Source organism: Bacillus sp. FSL R9-9497 (assembly GCF_038005805.1).
Lineage (GTDB): Bacteria > Bacillota > Bacilli > Bacillales > Bacillaceae_G > Bacillus_A > Bacillus_A cereus.
Map to the genome: position 1 here is coordinate 202,314 of NZ_JBBOTY010000002.1, position 19,074 is coordinate 221,387.

The following is a 19,074-nucleotide window of genomic DNA, read 5'->3' on the forward strand; positions in this document are numbered from 1 at the left end:
CTTTATGAAAATATGTAGAATTAGCACATATACGGTATTTTATAAATAGAGAGGTGATTGTGTTGAAGCATTTAACAAAATCAAAAAACTCATCAACAGGTCTGAGAGGGTATTTGGAATCCTATCCGTTAACTTCATTTTTTGTAATGGCATATTTATTCTCGTGGGTTGTATTAATTCCATTTATCTTATCGCAATGGGGTACTTTTCCTAAAACAAAGGCATTTGATATTTTCTTTTTTGCTAATGCATTTGTAGGCCCTATGTTAGCAGCGTATATCATGTTTCGAACCCTTGAAGGCAAAGAGTCATGGAAAAAAGTTAGAAAAAGCATCCTATCTACTAAAGTCGGTTTGAAGTGGTACTTGTTTACCCTTATCGTTATCCCCGCTGCAATGTTTCTAGGTATGGTGATATTAAATGGAGAGATACCTACTTTCCGTGACCTTAATTTTGAATTTTTTATAACCTATCTCATCTCTTTTGTAGCAATTTTCTTTCTCGGTGGACCTTTACCGGAGGAAATTGGATGGCGTGGTTTCGCTCTGCCTAGATTACAATCAAAATTTGGACCGTTAAAAGCTACATTACTACTTAGTGTTTTGTGGACTTTTTGGCATCTTCCACATTTCTTAACGGCTGCACAAAGGGGTGGACCGGGTTCTGACCTTTCTCTCCTATATATTCACTTGCCAATTTTTATTTTATTGTGTTTGCCGATCTCAATCATTCTCACTTGGATTTATAACTGTAATCACGGTAACTTATTTATTGTCATGCTAGTTCATGCAAGTGTAAATACGTTTAGCTTGGTACAAACTCATTCCACCAACGCTGTTTTAAAGAATACAGATACATTTGTAGTGATAGGGCTGGGGTTTATTGCTTTGCTTATTCTTATTTTCACACGAGGCAACCTGGGATATAAACAAACTTCTAATGGATTAAAGTTCAGTAACAATGAAAATATAAGTAAATAGAAAAGAGATCCCTATAATAATAGGTTGATGGCAATGCTATCAAATTAAGAATTATATTCTTCCTCAAAACGAAAAAACGTCACACTTTATTGAAAGTGAAATAGAATTGTAAGTAAAGAAATTCTACCGATATTTGTTAGCATATACCTTGAATTAATTAGCTAAAGAAATAGGATTTGTTCAGTAGGAAAAGAATTTATAGATAAAGAATATAACTATATTGAATATAATGACGTGATTTTAACTTTAAGGAGGCGATGTCGATGAGAAAATATTTTTATTTGATTGGGCAAAAAAACAAGAGGATAACGTTTTACTAGCCCATAAACTACGTGGTTCCTCTTCAATATTAGAAGGAGAGTATCAAATTGAAGAAAATTTATTTAAAGCCTATTGACAAAAGTAATTGGGAAGAAGCAATTAGACTGTCTGTTAAAGAAGAACAGCAAACATTTATTGCATCCAACCTCTATTCTATCGCAGAAGTTCAATTTCTAGATCATTTCTACGCAAAAGGTATTTATCTTGATGAAAAAATGATAGGATTTACTATGTTTGGAATAGATCCTGATGATAATAATTATTGGATTTATAGACTTATGATTGATGGTAAATTTCAAGGGAAAGGTATAGGTAAACAAGCTATATATCTGGTTATTGATGAGATTAGACAAGATAACTATACAAGTATCCCTTTAATTATGATTGGATATGCTCCTGAAAATCTTTCAGCTAAATTTGTATATAAAAAGGCAGGATTTATTGAAACAAAATTATCTTCTTGGGGTGAACAGTTAGCTAAGTATTCTTTATAAGCACTTGGATTCTCCACGTTGAATATTAGATTTATTAAAGCGGATATTTGTTTTTTATCGTTTTCCGACAGAAGACTCCTTCTTCAAAAATGTGAAGGTGTGAAACCCCAATTTTAGGTGGGAGATGAATGTCGGTTGGCATAAGCCAACATATTTGCTATCATTTACTTGTACAGATTGCTCTTCGAAAACTGAAGATATGAGGTTGATTGCAGAAAAACGTTGCAACCGTAAAATCTTCAACGTTCTATCGCCCCACGCTTCTCAAAATTGCGAAAACCAAGCTAAAGTAGGTAGTATGGTGAGTCAGCGTACAAGATACTTATGTTCTCACCGTAGGGACTGCGGGTAGAGCCTGCTAAGATAACTGGTGGATACATCGGTGTTCGCAGGAATCTCCCACTTCAAACAGTCCGTTAGGACGTTAAGTGGTAAGTAGTTCAATAAGATGGTTCTAATGTATAAATAACAAAGTAAGAGGAGCCTATAGTGACAGGCCCCTCCTACAAAAAACTGTAGTATACATGTTAAAAATAAATTCATTTTACTAATAATGAATATCCACCATTTTTACCATCAAATTTATACACATTCAAATGATATTTTCCTTTATAGTATTTCCTTCATATTCACCACAAGCTAAGTAATTTTGCATGTCTTATTCATGATAAAACATCCATGTCATTCCAATAATTTATTTACCACGGAGATATCTACTTCTTTTGGAACTGTAACATCAAACGTATAAACATCTGTTTGATCAGGATTAATCACATTTCCTTTTACAAGCTTATTAAACCTGAGTATCTTCTCTTCTTCAAGCAATCCACCTGTTTGCGAGTCTTTTTTACAGTAACTTTTATTTGTTCTTTACTTTCTTTTCTTCTACTATCTTTAACTGTTAGTTCTACATTATATGTTCTTTTTTCTCCATATCCATAGCTAGGATTGGCTTCTGTACTTGTTCTACCCTCTCTAAAATTCCATAGATAAAAAATAATTTTTCCTTTTTCACTTTCTGTACCATCACTATGGAATTGAATTTCTTCATTAGAATCATAGGAAGGATAACTTATTAGTTATTTAAGATATATTTTGTAAGTAAGTTCAATTTATAATTATAGTCTTATATACATAAGGATTATTATTAATCCTCTCAATTACTTTAAGCGATGGTAACTTATCTAATTCAATGACCATAATATTATTTATCTTTTGAGGAGAACTTTGAATTTTTATAATATTAATTTCATAATCACTGCATAAGGATGTTATAAAAGCGAGAAATTTACAACTATTTTTATTCCTCACTAAAATAGTTGTAAATTTCTGATATGTTAAAATTAAACCCATTAATTTCTGAAATAAGTAATTTTCCTATATCATTTTTATATGTAACAACTTCTATACTTTCTTTTTCATTAAACAAAGAAATTTTTGCAGTATAAGAATAAGGTGTTTTTGCAAATTCTTCTACAAATTTAATTCCAGTGCTATTACCAATCCTAAAAGGATCTTGTTCTAACATACTTTTTTCTGTAAGATTAAATATCCCTTTCAAAAACGCTATTTGCAATTCATATTTATTTGTAACGTGTTTAAAGCTTTCATAGACTGAAATATTCACTTGTTCTGGTCTTAAAATAAATAACTCTCTAACTAACTTACCCATTTCAGTTCCTAAAATTTCAGGTGATAAATTATTAGTTTTTACAAGATCGAACATAGGACAACTCTCCATAATTAACTCCCCCCTCACTTAAAATACCCCATATAAATATGGGGTATTTTAAGTAGTAAACTACATGTAATTTTAATATCCTAAAATATCATTTGATTTATAATCAAAATAATTTTATATATAGATATTATACTATTACTTGTTCTTCCTTCAAGAAAGGTATATCGAATGCAATAAATACCTCAGTCAATGCATTTGTTAATTGTATTATTTGTTCTTCAGTGTGATTTGGAGTAATGTTTACCCTAAATCTCTCAGTCCCAATTGGTACAGTTGGTGAATTAATTGGTTGTAAATAAACATTATGTTTCTCAAGTAACTGACGTGCAGCAGCTTTACACTTTGTTGCATCACCAATTAAAACTGGTAATATATGTGTCTCACTTGAATTCATAATTGGAATTCCCGCTCTTTCAAAAGATTTTCTTAACATTTCTGTTTTTTTATGTAAACCATCTCTTTCTACGTTAGAAACCTTTAAGTGCTCAACACTTGTATAACATGCCGCTACTATAGATGGTGGTAGTGAAGTCGTAAATATAAAACCTGAGGCAAAAGATCGGATTGCATCAATCATTGGTCCCGAACCCGTAATATAGCCTCCGATAACACCAATTCCCTTAGCCATAGTTCCTTGAATAATATCAACTGAATCTGCAATACCTAGATCAGCAGCTATCCCTGCTCCTCTAGGTCCATACATACCAATTGCATGAACTTCATCAAGGAATGTTAAAGCGTTATACTTCTTAGCAAGTTTAACAATTTCTTCAATTGGTGCAATGTCACCATCCATAGAATAAACTGACTCAAAAACAATTACTTTTGGTCGGCTATATGGTTGTGATGCAAGTAATTGCTCTAAATGTTCTGTATCATTATGCTTAAATATTGTACGCTCTACCTTCGTACTACGTATCCCATTAATTATAGATGCATGATTAAGTTCATCGGAAAAAACAATACAATCTTCAAATAAACGTAGTAAACACTGAAGTGTTGCATCATTTGATCCATATCCTGTCGGGAATACAAGTGCAGATTCTTTACCATGCCATTCAGCTAATGATGACTCCAATTCCTCATATTGGTAATGTGTACCACCAATATTTCTAGAACCACCTGATCCCGCACCATATAAATTGATTGCGTTATGCATGGCTTCAACAACAACTGGATGTTGTGACATTCCTAAGTAATCATTACTGCACCAAACAACTACAGGCTGACTATCTTCTGATCCATTTAATTTAGCTAAAGGATATTGCCCACGAATTCGATTTAATGTAACAAACTCACGATATTGCCCACTTTTTTTCAGTTCTACTAGTTTTTCATTTAATATTTTTGTATACATATAGTGACTCCAATTATAAGTTCTCTAACTATCAATTTAAAGGGGGGAATGTAAAAAAATGTTAATAAAGTTGTGGTGCTCTCTCATTATAGGCATAATACAAACAAAAAACAAACAAAAATTTAAAAAATAAAATTTTTTCGGTAAATTATATTTTTACTCTTCCTATATATATATATTTACATTAAATTTTAAGCTTTAGTTTGATTAGAAATAGTGAAAAGCTTATAAATAGAGTGTTTACAGCCACTAATTTAACAAGAAAATAGATTTTTTATTTTTTTAATTTATTTCTAAAGAGTTAGAAAATTAATATTGATATAACATTTAAGTCGTGATAATATTTGGCTCGTGAAAACTAATTTTACAAAAAAGGTATTTTTAGGTTATTAAAATTAATAGTTAAAGATCAACTATACATTCTCAAATTAAGTTTATAAATATTAAAATAATTTATCATTATATTTTAATTAAAAGATAATAGGATGTCTTTAGTCTGGTTATTTTACCCCCTAAAAATACAGATCCATCACACAATGAACTTTAGGAGGAATTTCGATTATGCAAGAAAAATTATTGATTCGTAAAGCTACCATTCAAGACACTGAAGAATTAGTAGAATTAAGAAAGATTTTATTATCTAGTGGTGATACACATTATGCAGCAAAAAGTGAAGAAGATAATTTGGCCTGGCAAAATGCTTATCGCGTTTGGATTAAAGAAAATATTTCAAATGAGAATGTACTGATTCAGGTTGGTCAATATGATGAAGATGCAAAAATATGTTCATGTGTTATTGGAATAATTGATTCACGCGCTCCTATGGTAGGTGCACTTAACGGACGAGTTGGCTGGGGACAATCTCTTGTAGTAAGCAAAGATAGACGTGGTCTAGGAATTGCAGAAGCAATGATGGATGCTTTTCATAATTGGTTTAAAGAAAATAATGTTCAAAAAATTGTTGTCCAATCTAGTAAAATGGCTGAAGAGTTCAATAGAAAAAGAGGCTATCTCCAAACTGGAGAACAGTTATTATTTAAAACAATAGAATAGGAGCGTACCAAAATGAAAGTTTTAATTATTGGAATGGGTTTTTCAGGGCAAATGTTTTTAGAAGCTTTCCAGAACATTTCACCTCTCTACAAAAATGATATTGATATTGCTTATACTTCAAGATCTCAAAAAGATATTGATTTAGTGTATTATCCGACTATCGAATCTGCCTTGGAAGTATTTAGGCCAGATATTTTAGTAATATCCGTTAACGACGAAAATCATGGAGAAGTATTATTTTCAATTCAAAATTTCAATGGATTTGTAATATGTGAAAAGCCTTTTGTTGATCCAAATTTCAAGTTAGAATATGCAGAAAAACTATTAAAATACACATCGGGCTTTTGTTTAAATATGGTTGCAAGATATTCACAAGCCGCTCGATTATTAAAAGCATATGTGAATGAAAATAATTTAAAATTAGTACGTGCCAACTTCTTATGGGAAAAAAATAGAATTAATGACTATCGACCTACAACAGGAGTTATCAGTGAAATTATACACTCTTTAGATCTTGTTCAATGGATCAATGGTAATTCACCATTACAATTAAGACATATTCAAGGAGTAAAGTCTGATTATTCAATCTCTGGAGATGAAATTTCAGATAGCGTTTCTGTTATGGGTGAAATAAATGGTGCTGTAGTGACAGGATATAGTAGTTTTGTAAACTTATTTAGAAGAAGAGAATTAGATTTTGTTTTTCAAGATGCTAAAAATCAATTAATTTTTGCACAACTCTCTTATGACACACCAAACTGGTATGAAGATTCAGTAAGAATTTGGACAGAAACTAGCACACAATCTGAAGAACTATTATACTTTAATTCCCTTGAACATGAATATAATGGGGATAGAAAAATAGAGCGAATTATAAATGTAGTCAAAGATGTTACTGATTTTGTTATGCTGGAAAAAGAACCTTCTTTTGGTTTTCCAAATCTAAAAGATGCAGTTCGCTTACAGGAATTACTTAATGAAATTGATTCTAAGAAACCGAGCTTTTATAGAGTTAAATATAACAGTTCTGAGAAAAGAGTCTTGCTCAACGAAAATAGTGGATTTGGACGATTAGGATAAAAAATAGCAAGGAACTTAAAATAAGTTCCTTGCTATTTTTATAAATTCCTGAACATAATGTCCTTCTGCTTGTGTTAATTCTGTAGAATGTTTATAAGATATGTATATATTTCTATAATGTCTATCCGGTAATTCATATATCTTTATATTATCAAATGATTTTAAGAAAAGCTTTGGTCCTATAGAAATACCTATTCCTAGATCAATCATTTTCACAATTGTATTGCAGTCACTTATATACGAATGAACCTTAGGCTCTATACTGTGCTGATTAAAAAATTTCTCAACTTGATTTCTGTATGGCGCTGCTGGCATAATAATATTATTTTGATCAAAGAAATCCTTTAAAGAGCAATCTTCAGGAATTAACTTTAAGTTATTTGGTGTTGCTATAACTAACTCGTCTTCCCAAAATGGGACGGATTCACAGCCGAATTCCCCGTTAATTGTAAATCCCAGGTCAATTACTCTATTAATAACCCATTCTTGAATTTCATCATAAGTCCCCTCAAATATTATAATTTCAATAAACGGATACAATTTATTAAATTCTTTCATAATTGGAGGTAATATATGTTTTTTTACACTTGTAAAGGCTCCAATCTTCAGTGTTTTAGGTAATAATTGATCATTAAAATTAGTCTCTATTAATTTACGGTTTATATTTAATATCTGACCAATATACTCATAAGCTTTAGTGCCTTGAGGAGTTAAAGTAATCGTCCGACCAGTTCTTAGGAATAAAGACGTTCCTAATTCTTTTTCTAAGCTAGAAATTGCATGGCTTACTGCAGATTGCGTCATGTTTAATTTTTCGGCAGCCTTTGTAAAACTCCCCGTTGTAATAACTGATTCAAAAATTTCATACTTAATAATACTCATGAGTTTTTTTCATCCCTTGCATTAATATTATTCATTTTATTTAATCCCATTCATTAAGTATACTAATATTAACCTACTTAAGCTAGACGAGTAATGATTATCAAATGTTATTTTATCTTAATTTAATCTGCAGATTTTTTAATTACTATGGCATTATTCAATAATTACATATAGCTCAATTATTATAATTGAAAATAACATCATTATAGAGTTATATATTGATTTAATAATCATTCTCTATCTGTATAAAACTAGCAACTAGAGTGTATAAGATTGATAATTTATTTTAATCTTGACAATGTAAAGGTGGCAGAACTATGAAAAAAGTTATTTTTTTAGCTATTGGTATGTTTGCCTTGGGATTCGATGCTTATATTATTGCTGGACTGGTTCCTGGAATTAGTGATACCTATCAAAAAAGTGCATCCCAAGTTGGGCAAGCGGTAAGTATATTTACATTATGCTATGCAATATCCGCTCCACTGTTTGCTTCTCTCTTAGCAGGGAAACCTATAAAAAAAGTTCTATTGACTTCAATAATTGTATTTGGACTTGCAAATGCATTAACCGCAGTATCTCCAAACTTTTCGATATTCTTAATATCAAGGGCAATTGCTGGTGTTGGTGCTGGATTGTTTTCTCCTTTAGCTGTTGCAGGCTCAACTATGTTAGTACCTGTAGAAAAGAAAGGACGCGCACTTGGCTTAACAATCGGTGGCATGAGTATGGGAACTGTATTAGGTGTTCCCATAGGTCTTTATATCGCAGACAAGTTTGATTGGCAATCTGCAATGTGGTTTGTGGTACTACTTAGTTTAATTGCTGCTATTAGTATTCTTAAGTTTCTACCACATGTTCCAGTCACTGCACCACCTGCTATGAAAGAAAGACTTGCAATGTTTTTAGATAAAAGAGTTACTATCACTGTTTTAATAACATTCTTTGCAAGTATTTCAAGTTTAGGTTTATATACCTATCTCTCTCCATTATTACACGATCTTGATAACACAAGTGATTTAACAATTTATTTATGGGCTTGGGGATTGGGTGGATTATTTGGAAGTATAACAATTGGATATTTAATTGATTACTTCAAAAAACCAAAAACTTTAATGGCTCTTATTTTAATTATTTTAACTGTCTCAGTTGTATGTATTCCAATAATGATTAATCTAACAATTATAAAATACTTACCATTTTTCATATGGGGAGCAATGGGATGGGCATCAGGAGCACCACAGCAACATATTTTATTATCCTATCAACCTAAGCACGGAAGTGCAGCTGTGGCCCTCAATAGTTCGATAAATTATCTAGGAAGTTCTGTAGGTGCCACATTAGGTGGAGTAGTAATTTCTCTTGGAATGGGGACTATGGCTCTAATCTACTTCGCGATACTCTCTATGATTATTTCATTAGGCCTACAATTTTATAGTATGAGAAGTAATACCTTTAAAATAGCTACTACTAAAAAGGCTGTTTAAAATAGATCCATTACATTTATAAAACATAAAAATGGGCATTAATTAGTCTGTATCTTTTTATAGAGAAACAAAAAGAAGACGGTTTCAAAAGAACCGTCTTCTTAAAATAGTAATACCATCTACCATCTATCATATAGCTAGTTATTTAATGTTTTCTTTTATTAGATAATTTGATTAAACAATTTATATTTCTATCATTCCTCTATTATTTGATATTCATCTGAAATAATATTTTAATCCCACCATATTTATAAATAAACACCGCTTTTTATATTAAATTCTTTATTTTATCTAGTTATCCCGAAAAAACAGGCTTTCAGATTCGTTTGTATCAGCTTTTAAACACCACGACAATATTAAAACATACACAACAACTTAAATGTCTATTTTAAGTTGTAAAGGTGTTTAAAAAGAAATCGACTGTTTCCAAACGGTTTTGCTAAGAAATTTCTATATACTATAAGCTAACCTTTCCATTTTTCACCTTGATTTCTTCTAAGTCCTTTTTAACTCCCTTTTCTTTTGTAATATGCTTCATTTTTAATTATATTAGGGCTTGCATATAAACCGACATGTTCTTCATTATTTATCAAATTATTTTCAGGTATGACCACTACTTTATTCTGCGTATTAATTTTACTCATCTGATTACAACAATTACTTTTACAGGTTGTCCATTTTATATAATTGTATTAAATACTAATAAATTAAAAGTATATAATAGAATATGAATGTAATTAGTATACATCAATTATACTTCTTTTAACTTTTTGAAGGTATGGCCTATTATAAAAAGCAAACTTAATTAAGTTTGCCTTTTTGATGTTATTCCAAATCTAATTAGTTTTGATAATATATCTTTTGTTTACGCTGAAATGGATAAGTTTTAATTTCATCTGTATCTAAATTTTCATTAAATAGATGTATGGCTATAATTTGTCTACAATCATAGGTATGATAATAATATATACCAGACTCCATACACATTGCACTTGTATAAATGGTATTATCTATTGTACCTTCTTCCGTTATCACTCCACCTTTTGGAAGCTCACAATTTGATAAGATATGAAAAACGGCCGATATCCCTTCCTCTTCGTTATCTACCCCTTGAATATTTTGTTTACTATACGCTGCCCTTACAAACCTTGATGGTGGCGTGAAATCCCCAGGGAGTCCCATTGAACCTGTACCTTGTCCAAAAGCACTTAATGGTAAGTCTCCCCATTTCATTGGCGCATATGGCTGCGATTTAAGACCTATATATTGTCTTAAATTTTGTAAATGCCAGTTAAATTCAGGACTATTAGTCATTACCCCTAGTGGATTATCATACATTTTTAGCCCCTCAATTGTCGGCTCTAATACAATGCATTCTCCCCATTTATCCGCTAAAATCCAATGTAGAGGTGGGGTAACTCCTAAAACAGATAGTGGTACATCTAAAAAGGAAATACTATCTACAGATTTCTTTAACTCTTCGACAGAATTGAATTGTGTGAGACTCCATGCCACAAAATCAAATGGAGCCAGATTTGTTTTATTGTCATCTATGCTGTTACTATAAGTGGCGAACCCTGGAAAATAAAGTGTTGCACATGTCATACCAGATTCATTTACTCCATCTGCCAGAATGATCCTTCCTTGATGGTTAATCCCCATTCCTACAACAGCTTGTTTCGCCTTGATAGTTTCACCAGTTATATTGTTCCATTGATAACGTCGAGGAACTATTATTACTTCTTGATTGAAATCTAATGCAAAATCCATTGTTCTTGCAAAAAGGTGCTGACCGCTTTTTGTCTGTAATGTCAAACTAGTACACATAAAGAACACCCCATTTTATGATTTTATAATAAATTTTCTATAAATCTGTAAATTCAAAACTTATTTACTTTTTAAAAGTATAATTTTCAATCTATGCTCGGGAATAGAATTTACAATACAATCTAGAAAATAATCCTAAGCTAAAATATCCCCCTTGAGTAAACAGCATTCTTTTCATAATTTCACTCTGCAACTTATTTACCTATAATTCTACTTGTTCTTCTGGCTTCTTTCTATGAAAATCAAAAACGAAATTATAATTATCACTATCTTTGCAATATTTTTTTGATAGTCTGATGTCAATAGTTCTAATTGATAAATAAAGTTAGTTCTGATACAACCTGTATCAGAACTAAACCATTTACTTTATATGAATAACTTCACTTTTCACAGGGAGAGATTTCAATCCATATACAGAACTAACACTTGAGATAGGAACGGGAAGATTATGGTCAATAAACGAAAATGATTTATATTTTTTCATTAATTCCGTCAATACAATTTTAGCTTCTAATCTAGCTAGGGGAGCACCTAAGCAAAAGTGGATTCCATGACCGAATGCAAGATGAGGATTTCGACTACGATGTATGTTAAAACTATCGGCATCTTTAAAATGAAGAGAGTCTCGATTAGCTGATCCAATCCAACCTGAGATAATTTGATCTACTTGTAGAGTTTGACCTCTTATTTGAATCTCTTTTTTTACTTTGCGCACAATTCTTTGAGCTGGTGAACGATACCGCAATACTTCTTCAATTGCTTTTGGAACAAGAGATATATCCTGTTGTATTTGTTTATAAACATCTGGATGTTCTATCAAACAATATAATGAGTTCCCAAGTAAGTTAGTTGTCGTTTCATTTCCTGCTACCAATAGTAATTTACAAAATGATACTACTTCCTTGCCCGAAATGTTTTTGTCTGCTTCACTTTGAACTAATAAAGAAATAATGTCATTTAAATCCTTTTTGGATTTTCTTCGATTGAGTTGTATGATTTCTTCAAAAAATTCCTCTAATTCATTTTCTGCTTGTAAACGTATATGAAAAAATTCTTTCAAATAATCCGGATCATCATGGTTGGGTGAACTTACTATAATATCCGACCACTTTTTGAATCTGTCCATATCATTAACAGAAACACCTAACATTTCAGCAATTACTATAACCGGTAAAGGATAAAATAACTCTTGGACAATATCAAAATTATCACGATTAGATAATTGAATAAGAATATCATTTGTGATTTGCTGAATTCTCGACTCCCATACCTTTAATGCTTTAGGAGTGAACGAACGATTTACAATAGACCGGATTTGTGTATGTTTTGGCGGATCCATCCCAAGGATACTTTGTGGAAAAGGAGATTTTTTCTTCTCCGGCATAATGTTAGAAAAAAACTCTTTATCTTCTAAGACTCTTTTTACATCTTCGTACAAAAAAACATTCCACATGTCAGCCTGAGAATTAAAATAAATGGGTTCTTTTTCTCGCATCTCTTTATACCATTCAAATGGTTCATATGGTTCTCCTAAAGCCTGTTTTCCTAACAGCTTATTTGTAGGAATCATAAAGATTGATTGATAAGGTGTTTTCATATATAACAATCTCCCCTCAAAAAAAAAAATTTCATTATACCGAATTACATTCACAGAATATTATTCGATGTAATGAAAATTATACAACAATAACCAAAATTTTCGAAATACTTTTTCACTTTCAAGATATCAGTTAATATATAGTTAAGAGGGAATAAGGATTGCATAACAAAAATTTAACCAAAAGAAAACAACAAGCTCTACAAACACAGAACAATATATTTCTTGTATTTTTAAAATTAACGAAAAAAAAAGAAATTGAAAATATAACTATTGAAGATATTTGTAAAAAGGCAAATATATCTGTTGGCACTTTTTATCATCATTTTTCTTCCAAAGAAGATATTTATCAAAAGTTATTTCAACAAATTGAAGAAAACCTAAATGTAGAATTGAAAAGTATAACTCAACATACGACAATACAAAAAACTATTTTGACTTTCTTCCAATGCATAGCTAAATATACTACTAAATTAGAGTTACATATAAATCTCCTTAACGATTTCAACAAAAAAATATTCGCATATGAACCTTCATTAATTTACAAAACTCTAAATGATCTTGTTAATAAAGGAAGATTTGAAAAAGAATTAACAAATGATATAAGTGTAGAAGACATAACAACGTATCTTTTTACAGTTGCTAGAGGGATTATATTAGACTGGTGTCTTTTAGGTGGAGAATACTCACTAGAGCAGCGAATGGATACTTATATGAAATTAACCCTAAAATCTTTAAAAAACTAAATTTTACTCATATGCTACGTTTTCTTATCCCAATTCGTACGTTTAGCAAAATTTTATCATTCAGGATTATATGAACATCTGGATTAAAAGAAAAAGTGTAACCCTTCTTTATATTGCAAGAAAGAAGGGTTATGCTTTTTCTTTTTTTATAATAAAATATATTGAGCCAACATCATTTTCGTTTTTTGTAAGGTTTACTTCCTTGAAATTAACAATTTTTTAACTATCAAAAATTACTTGGTAATAGTTGAAATAGCTTGTTTGTAAATTAATTTTTGTTTATTTTGAGCCATTACAAGAACAGAGTATGTATCTATTGAAAGTATTTGTCCTCGTATCGGAACACCACTTTTTAAAAATATAGTAACCGTTCTTTTCTTATCTATTAGTTCTTTATACATATCTTCCTGTATCATTTTCATATATTTCCCTCCCAGTTCAAATCGTAACATATTTTAAAAATTGATAACATTGGATTAAAGTAATTATTACTTGAAAAACTAATAAGTAAGACCCTTCTACAAGAAGCGGCGCTCTAATCTATTTGTAAATGAATCCAATTTTATGATTTTGAAAATAAAAGACGATCAAATGAACGTCTTTTATTTTTGTATAATAAGAGTGCTCTCACATTTACGACAAGCAATTTTCTCTTCTTCAAAAATGAATAGATTCTCAGCATCACATTCTGGGCAGACAACTGCAAATGGTGTTTTTATATTTTTATAGCATAGGAAAGACATAACTGCTAGGAATAGAGCAGGTATAACAAGCATCATAAGTAAGAATAGGCCTGCAAAAACGCCTGTAATTATGGAAAGTGGTTTCATTAGTTTTCTACCCACGGAGTTTATTTGATTATCCTTCTTACGAAAAGTAGTAACAAGGTACGTTTGGGTTTCTCTTACCGGCTCAAATGCTTTTATCGTATTGTAATCTTGTTCATTCATAGTGGGATAGGAAGTGTTTTGTCTTTGAAATCCTCGTTGTCTATAATAGTTATTTGAATCTGCTATTCGTGGTGTATACGAGATTCCGGTGCCAGGTACATAAGTTGTTACTCTTGATTCAGGCGGAGCCGTTCTTCCTCCCAAATCAGTGTATGTAAAGCTAATTTTCACACCCGGAGAAACTTGGATAATTCTACGAAACTTATAACCCATAATATTGTATCCTCTCAATCTAATTATTAGAAATCTTTACTAATTATAACATTTTTAATCTTATTATTAATATATTAAAATTCAAAGAGTGAAATGAAAAAAGGGGATACTGCGCTTTACTAATTTAAGGCACCTTAGGGAGCCTTCCTCCAATTTGATAACCACTTTAACTTTAATAATATGAATTTATGATAATTACTATTGGTTTAAGTATTTTTTACTGTCCACCATAACCAATAAAAAGAGAGCACTCCCAGTTGAACTGCACCCCAATTGTTAGACACAGTCTAACAATTGGAGGTGCAGTTTTTCTATGGCTAAATTTACAGCTGATGAAAAAATACAAATCGTTCTACGTTATTTGAACGGGAATGAAAGTTATCGAGAAATGGGTAGATCGCTCGGTATAAGTGACACAATCATTTTGAATTGGGTAAACCAATATAAACAGAATGGTCTGGAAGCTTTTCTAAAACGATGTACAAATTACACACAACAATTTAAACTAGACGTACTAAACTTTATGATTGAAAACGGTATGTCCTTATTTGAGACGGCAGCTATTTTTAATATTCCTGCCCCTTCAACGATTTCTGTTTGGAAAAAACAGCTTGAAACACAAGGAATTGATGCCCTTCAATCTAAGAAAAAGGGGCGTCCATCCATGAAAAAAGATTCAAATAAACAATTAAAACAACCTTTAGCTGAAGGGTCAGTCGAAGCACTTGAAGCACGCATTAAACAGCTTGAGATGGAAAATGAGTACTTAAAAAAGTTAAATGCCTTAGTTCAAAACAAGGAAAAATCACAAAACAAGACAAAGCGCAAGTAGTCTATGAATTAAGGCATAAATATTCGGTGAAGGCACTTGTGGAGCTAGCTACTATTCCTCGAAGCACGTATTATGATTTAGTAAAGAAAATGAATCGTCCAGATGTAGATGCCGATTTGAAAGCTGAGATTAAAGCGATTTATGAGGAAAATGAAGGTCGTTATGGTTACCGTCGCATTCGTGATGAATTAACGAATCGTGGCCAGAAAGTGAACCACAAGAAGGTTCAGCGCATTATGAAAGAGCTTGGGTTAAAGTGTGTCGTGCGTATGAAGAAATATAAATCCTATAAAGGAAAAGTCGGTAGAATCGCACCTAATATTTTAGAGCGTAATTTTCATACAGATGCACCGAATCAAAAGTGGGTAACAGACATCACAGAGTTTAAATTGTTTGGAGAAAAACTGTATGTATCACCTGTATTAGATTTGTATAATGGTGAAATTATTACCTATACAATTGGTTCTAGACCGACGTATTCGCTTGTTTCAGACATGTTAGAGAAAGCATTGGAACGTTTACCTGAAACCCACCAGCTACTGATGCATTCGGATCAAGGATGGCATTATCAAATGGGACAGTACGTCCGGACACTTGAATCAAGAGCTATCGTCCAGAGTATGTCTCGAAAAGGCAACTGTTACGACAACGCAGTAATAGAAAATTTCTTTGGGATTATGAAGTCGGAGTTCCTCTACATAAAAGAATTTGAAAATGTAGAGCACTTTAAAATAGAATTAGAAAAATATATAGATTATTATAATACGAAACGGATTAAGGCAAAATTAAAAATGAGCCCGGTACAATACCGGACTCACTTTTATCAAGCTGCCTAATGAAATAACCGTGTCTAACTTTTAGGGGTCACTTCAAGTAAGTGCTCTCTCATAAAAAGTATCGGTAATTGTATTTATAGCCAATTTGCAAACCGTTTTTAAAACGAATTATTTCTAAAATGTTTTTAATGTTTACTTTCTATATAACAAAGAAAAAAACATTCATTAACGAGCATTTTGCAATACTTTTATTAAATCATTTATATTTTCAACTTTCTGCTGAAACTGATTAAGTCTACTATGTAGTAATGAAGGATTTTTATCTTCTCTTGAAATAACTTGTTTTAATTCATGTTCTAATTTATCATACGCATCAAAGAAATTATCAAATTCTACACTTGCAAGTTCTTCATTTTCACGATAAAACCTTTTGGCTTCTATATAGGTTATATGATTTATTTAAAAATCCTAATGAAATTAGATATTTAGAAATGTTTTCTTGATAAATAGCAATATCACATGCTGTTTTAATATCAGAATAAGTTTTTTGAATGAATTGTTGTAATTCGTAAATATTATACTTTAGTTCGTTATTCATTTACTTCCCTTCCATCCTATCTATTCTAAAAAATTTCAATTTGATAAAAATAAGGATATATTATTATTACCGTATCCATATTTATTAATTCTTTTTTTGTTCCGTAGTAATAAATCTTGAAATCAATTCTGTTAATGCTTCTACCTTCTCTTTCATCTTGTTGGATTGAATTGAAATTTCTTTGATTGAAACTGCTTGTAATTGAATTGATTGTACTGTTTGAATTGTTTCTTTTTCTACTTGTGTTGCAGTATCAGATACTAGTGAAAGAGACGCATTTACTTCTTCTGTGCCGGCAGACATCTCTTCTGTTGCTGCAGAGACTTCTTGAATTTGACTTGTAATTTTATCAATATCTCTCATAATAGATGAGAATGTTTGATCCGCTTTGTGGGCCGCTTCTTTGCCTTCTGCTGCTTTTTGTTCTCCTTTTTGCATGACATAAACTGTATCTTGAGTATCTTGTTGAATAGATTTGATTAAATGATTAATTTCATTCGCGGACTCTTTAGACTTTTCGGCCAAATCCCTCACTTCTGCTGCAACCACTGCAAACCCTTTCCCATTCTCTCCAGCACGTGCCGCTTCAATTGCAGCATTTAGAGCAAGAAGATTAGTTTGCTCCGCAATATTAGTAATTGCATCCAAAGCTGTATCAATCTGTTGTGTACGTGTAACAAGTCTATCTATTACTTTTGATGTTTCCTCGACAACATCATGAACACTATTCATTTGAAGAATAGAATGTTTTATCACTTCACTACCTTTATGTATTTGTTCCGTGGTTGTTACTGCTACCTCAGCAACTACTGCTGAAGATTCAGCTACTGTTTGGACACCAATTGTTATTTCCTCCATTGACGATGAACTCTCTTGAATACTAGTTACCTGTCCTGCTATTTTTTCTTTTACTTCAGTAATAGTCTGAACAACCTCATTTGAAATATTAGATGCTCGCTTTGTATCTTGTAAAACCCCCTCCGTAGAAGAAATCACCTCTTGTGTTGTCGTCTTAACATTCGCAATTAATTGTTGGAGGTTATCTAACATACTATTAAAAGACTGTACAATGATTCCTAACTCATTATTTGCTTTATAAGAAGTACGTAGTGTTAAATCACCTGCAGCTACTTTTTCAATATCATTTTGTAATAAAATAAGTGGTTTTCGTATAGTAAGTTTAATAATATATCCAATAAATATAACTATGACAATTGCTAAAATTGAAATAACCACAAACATTATCATTGTATTTTGAGCACTGCTATTGTTAACTTTTTGTAACTGGTCTGCATTATTACTATTATATATAATTAGTTCCCGAATTGACTGAATTGTTTTTTGCATATTAGGTTCAATTTCTTTTAGATAATAGGCATAAGCTTCCTCATTATTAGATTTCCCTAATTCTTGTGCTTTTTTTATTTGAGTTCTTAATTCATTAAATGCTTCATGAAATTTGTTATATAGTTCTTTTTCTTTATTAGAGATAATTTTAGCTTCATACTGCTTTAATAACTGATCGTTTTCCTTACGCATCCCATCCATTTCTTTTATCAAATCGTTCATTCTTTTCTCATCTTTGGATAGCATTATTTCCATAAAGTTCATATTAACATGGTAAAAGTTAGATTCTATGGTTCCTATCCACTCGATTGATTTTAAATCATCTTCATACATATTAGAAGATGCACTCTTTCCTCTTTCTAGACCCCATCCGCCTATTAGGGATAATACTATGCAGGCGATACAAGATATAAGTATTAATATGTTTAGTTTTGTACCAACCTTACTGTTTGCTAAAAATTCCAATTAAAACTCTCCATTCTTATATATAGTTCAGGTAATATATTGTATACTAAGAATCTAAAATATACGATATTAATTTTTAAAATATAAAAACATGTAAAATTCTTAAAAGTGTTATATATTAAAATATTTAACTTTAGTATTGACATAATCCTCTTTTGTATATGTATAATGATTTTTTTATGTATTTTTATAGGAATACTGCCACATCACTTGTAACCTAACAAAAATAAACTACACTAAAACAATAAAATTAATTGAATTGCACGAAAATTTATTTTTCTTGATTAATTCTAAATTCTTAAGTTGATAGCCATGTAGTGCTACTCTTATT

The 19,074-nt window shown here is 31.1% G+C and carries 14 protein-coding genes and 3 pseudogenes; 7 read left to right on the forward strand and 10 right to left on the reverse strand.

Annotated elements, in window-relative coordinates; translation table 11 throughout:
• Positions 1-59 precede the first annotated feature (59 nt).
• Together MKY21_RS28495 and MKY21_RS28500 are read left to right on the forward strand one after the other, a co-directional pair.
• On the forward strand, positions 60-980 hold the full coding sequence (locus MKY21_RS28495) for a CPBP family intramembrane glutamic endopeptidase (RefSeq protein WP_000912166.1): 921 nt from the start codon (positions 60-62) through the stop codon (positions 978-980).
• Between the two features lie 368 nt (positions 981-1,348).
• Entirely contained in the window at positions 1,349-1,795 is a 447-nt protein-coding gene (locus MKY21_RS28500) for a GNAT family N-acetyltransferase (protein ID WP_000725630.1), read from the forward strand.
• 539 nt (positions 1,796-2,334) lie between these two features.
• Here the strand turns inward: MKY21_RS28500 and MKY21_RS28505 are convergent.
• The 3 genes and pseudogenes from MKY21_RS28505 to hemA all read right to left on the reverse strand — a co-directional run.
• Positions 2,335-2,847: pseudogene (locus tag MKY21_RS28505) on the reverse strand (PKD domain-containing protein); the annotation flags it as partial.
• Positions 2,848-2,902: 55 nt separating this feature from the next.
• Positions 2,903-3,536, reverse strand: a pseudogene (locus tag MKY21_RS28510) (serine dehydratase).
• A 127-nt stretch (positions 3,537-3,663) separates the two neighbouring features.
• Positions 3,664-4,893, reverse strand: coding sequence for a 5-aminolevulinate synthase (gene hemA / locus MKY21_RS28515; protein ID WP_070184155.1), 1,230 nt, complete (start codon positions 4,891-4,893; stop codon positions 3,664-3,666).
• Between the two features lie 561 nt (positions 4,894-5,454).
• On the opposite strand from hemA, the gene MKY21_RS28520 reads away from it, so the two are divergent.
• Together MKY21_RS28520 and MKY21_RS28525 are read left to right on the forward strand one after the other, a co-directional pair.
• Positions 5,455-5,946: a GNAT family N-acetyltransferase gene (locus tag MKY21_RS28520; protein WP_001156577.1), complete on the forward strand. Its 492-nt coding sequence runs from the start codon at positions 5,455-5,457 to the stop codon at positions 5,944-5,946.
• A gap of 12 nt (positions 5,947-5,958) precedes the next feature.
• Complete coding sequence (locus tag MKY21_RS28525; RefSeq protein WP_109140978.1) at positions 5,959-7,026, forward strand: Gfo/Idh/MocA family oxidoreductase; 1,068 nt, start codon at positions 5,959-5,961, stop codon at positions 7,024-7,026.
• 15 nt (positions 7,027-7,041) lie between these two features.
• On the opposite strand, the gene MKY21_RS28530 is transcribed toward MKY21_RS28525, so the two are convergent.
• Positions 7,042-7,908, reverse strand: coding sequence for a LysR family transcriptional regulator (locus tag MKY21_RS28530; protein WP_098281098.1), 867 nt, complete (start codon positions 7,906-7,908; stop codon positions 7,042-7,044).
• 317 nt (positions 7,909-8,225) lie between these two features.
• On the opposite strand from MKY21_RS28530, the gene MKY21_RS28535 reads away from it, so the two are divergent.
• The gene (locus MKY21_RS28535) at positions 8,226-9,392 is read left to right on the forward strand and encodes an MFS transporter (protein ID WP_341078157.1); all 1,167 of its coding nucleotides are present in this window, start codon (positions 8,226-8,228) and stop codon (positions 9,390-9,392) included.
• Between the two features lie 840 nt (positions 9,393-10,232).
• Here the strand turns inward: MKY21_RS28535 and MKY21_RS28540 are convergent.
• Positions 10,233-11,219 carry a choloylglycine hydrolase family protein gene (locus MKY21_RS28540; RefSeq protein ID WP_341078160.1) on the reverse strand — a complete coding sequence of 329 codons (987 nt, stop codon included), beginning with the start codon at positions 11,217-11,219 and terminating at the stop codon, positions 10,233-10,235.
• A 361-nt stretch (positions 11,220-11,580) separates the two neighbouring features.
• Positions 11,581-12,816, reverse strand: coding sequence for a cytochrome P450 (locus tag MKY21_RS28545; protein ID WP_097995713.1), 1,236 nt, complete (start codon positions 12,814-12,816; stop codon positions 11,581-11,583).
• A gap of 161 nt (positions 12,817-12,977) precedes the next feature.
• Here MKY21_RS28545 and MKY21_RS28550 point away from each other — a divergent pair, with 161 nt between their 5' ends.
• Positions 12,978-13,562, forward strand: a complete 585-nt coding sequence (locus tag MKY21_RS28550; RefSeq protein ID WP_098021205.1) for a TetR/AcrR family transcriptional regulator — start codon at positions 12,978-12,980, stop codon at positions 13,560-13,562.
• A gap of 233 nt (positions 13,563-13,795) precedes the next feature.
• Here the strand turns inward: MKY21_RS28550 and hfq are convergent, their stop codons facing one another.
• Complete coding sequence (hfq, locus tag MKY21_RS28555) at positions 13,796-13,984, reverse strand: RNA chaperone Hfq (protein WP_098021206.1); 189 nt, start codon at positions 13,982-13,984, stop codon at positions 13,796-13,798.
• Positions 13,985-14,164: 180 nt separating this feature from the next.
• Positions 14,165-14,725 carry a hypothetical protein gene (locus MKY21_RS28560; RefSeq protein WP_098472560.1) on the reverse strand — a complete coding sequence of 187 codons (561 nt, stop codon included), beginning with the start codon at positions 14,723-14,725 and terminating at the stop codon, positions 14,165-14,167.
• A 313-nt stretch (positions 14,726-15,038) separates the two neighbouring features.
• Here MKY21_RS28560 and MKY21_RS28565 point away from each other — a divergent pair.
• Positions 15,039-16,393 (forward strand): IS3 family transposase gene (locus MKY21_RS28565; RefSeq protein ID WP_325764816.1). Its coding sequence is split into 2 segments (ribosomal slippage): positions 15,039-15,492 and positions 15,492-16,393, totalling 1,356 coding nucleotides; the frame shifts between segments, so codons are not numbered across the junction.
• 165 nt (positions 16,394-16,558) lie between these two features.
• Here MKY21_RS28565 and MKY21_RS28570 read toward each other — a convergent pair.
• Both MKY21_RS28570 and MKY21_RS28575 read right to left on the reverse strand, forming a co-directional pair.
• Positions 16,559-16,931, reverse strand: a pseudogene (locus tag MKY21_RS28570) (hypothetical protein).
• Positions 16,932-17,015: 84 nt separating this feature from the next.
• Positions 17,016-18,743: a methyl-accepting chemotaxis protein gene (locus tag MKY21_RS28575; protein ID WP_341078167.1), complete on the reverse strand. Its 1,728-nt coding sequence runs from the start codon at positions 18,741-18,743 to the stop codon at positions 17,016-17,018.
• Between the last annotated feature and the right edge of the window lie 331 nt (positions 18,744-19,074).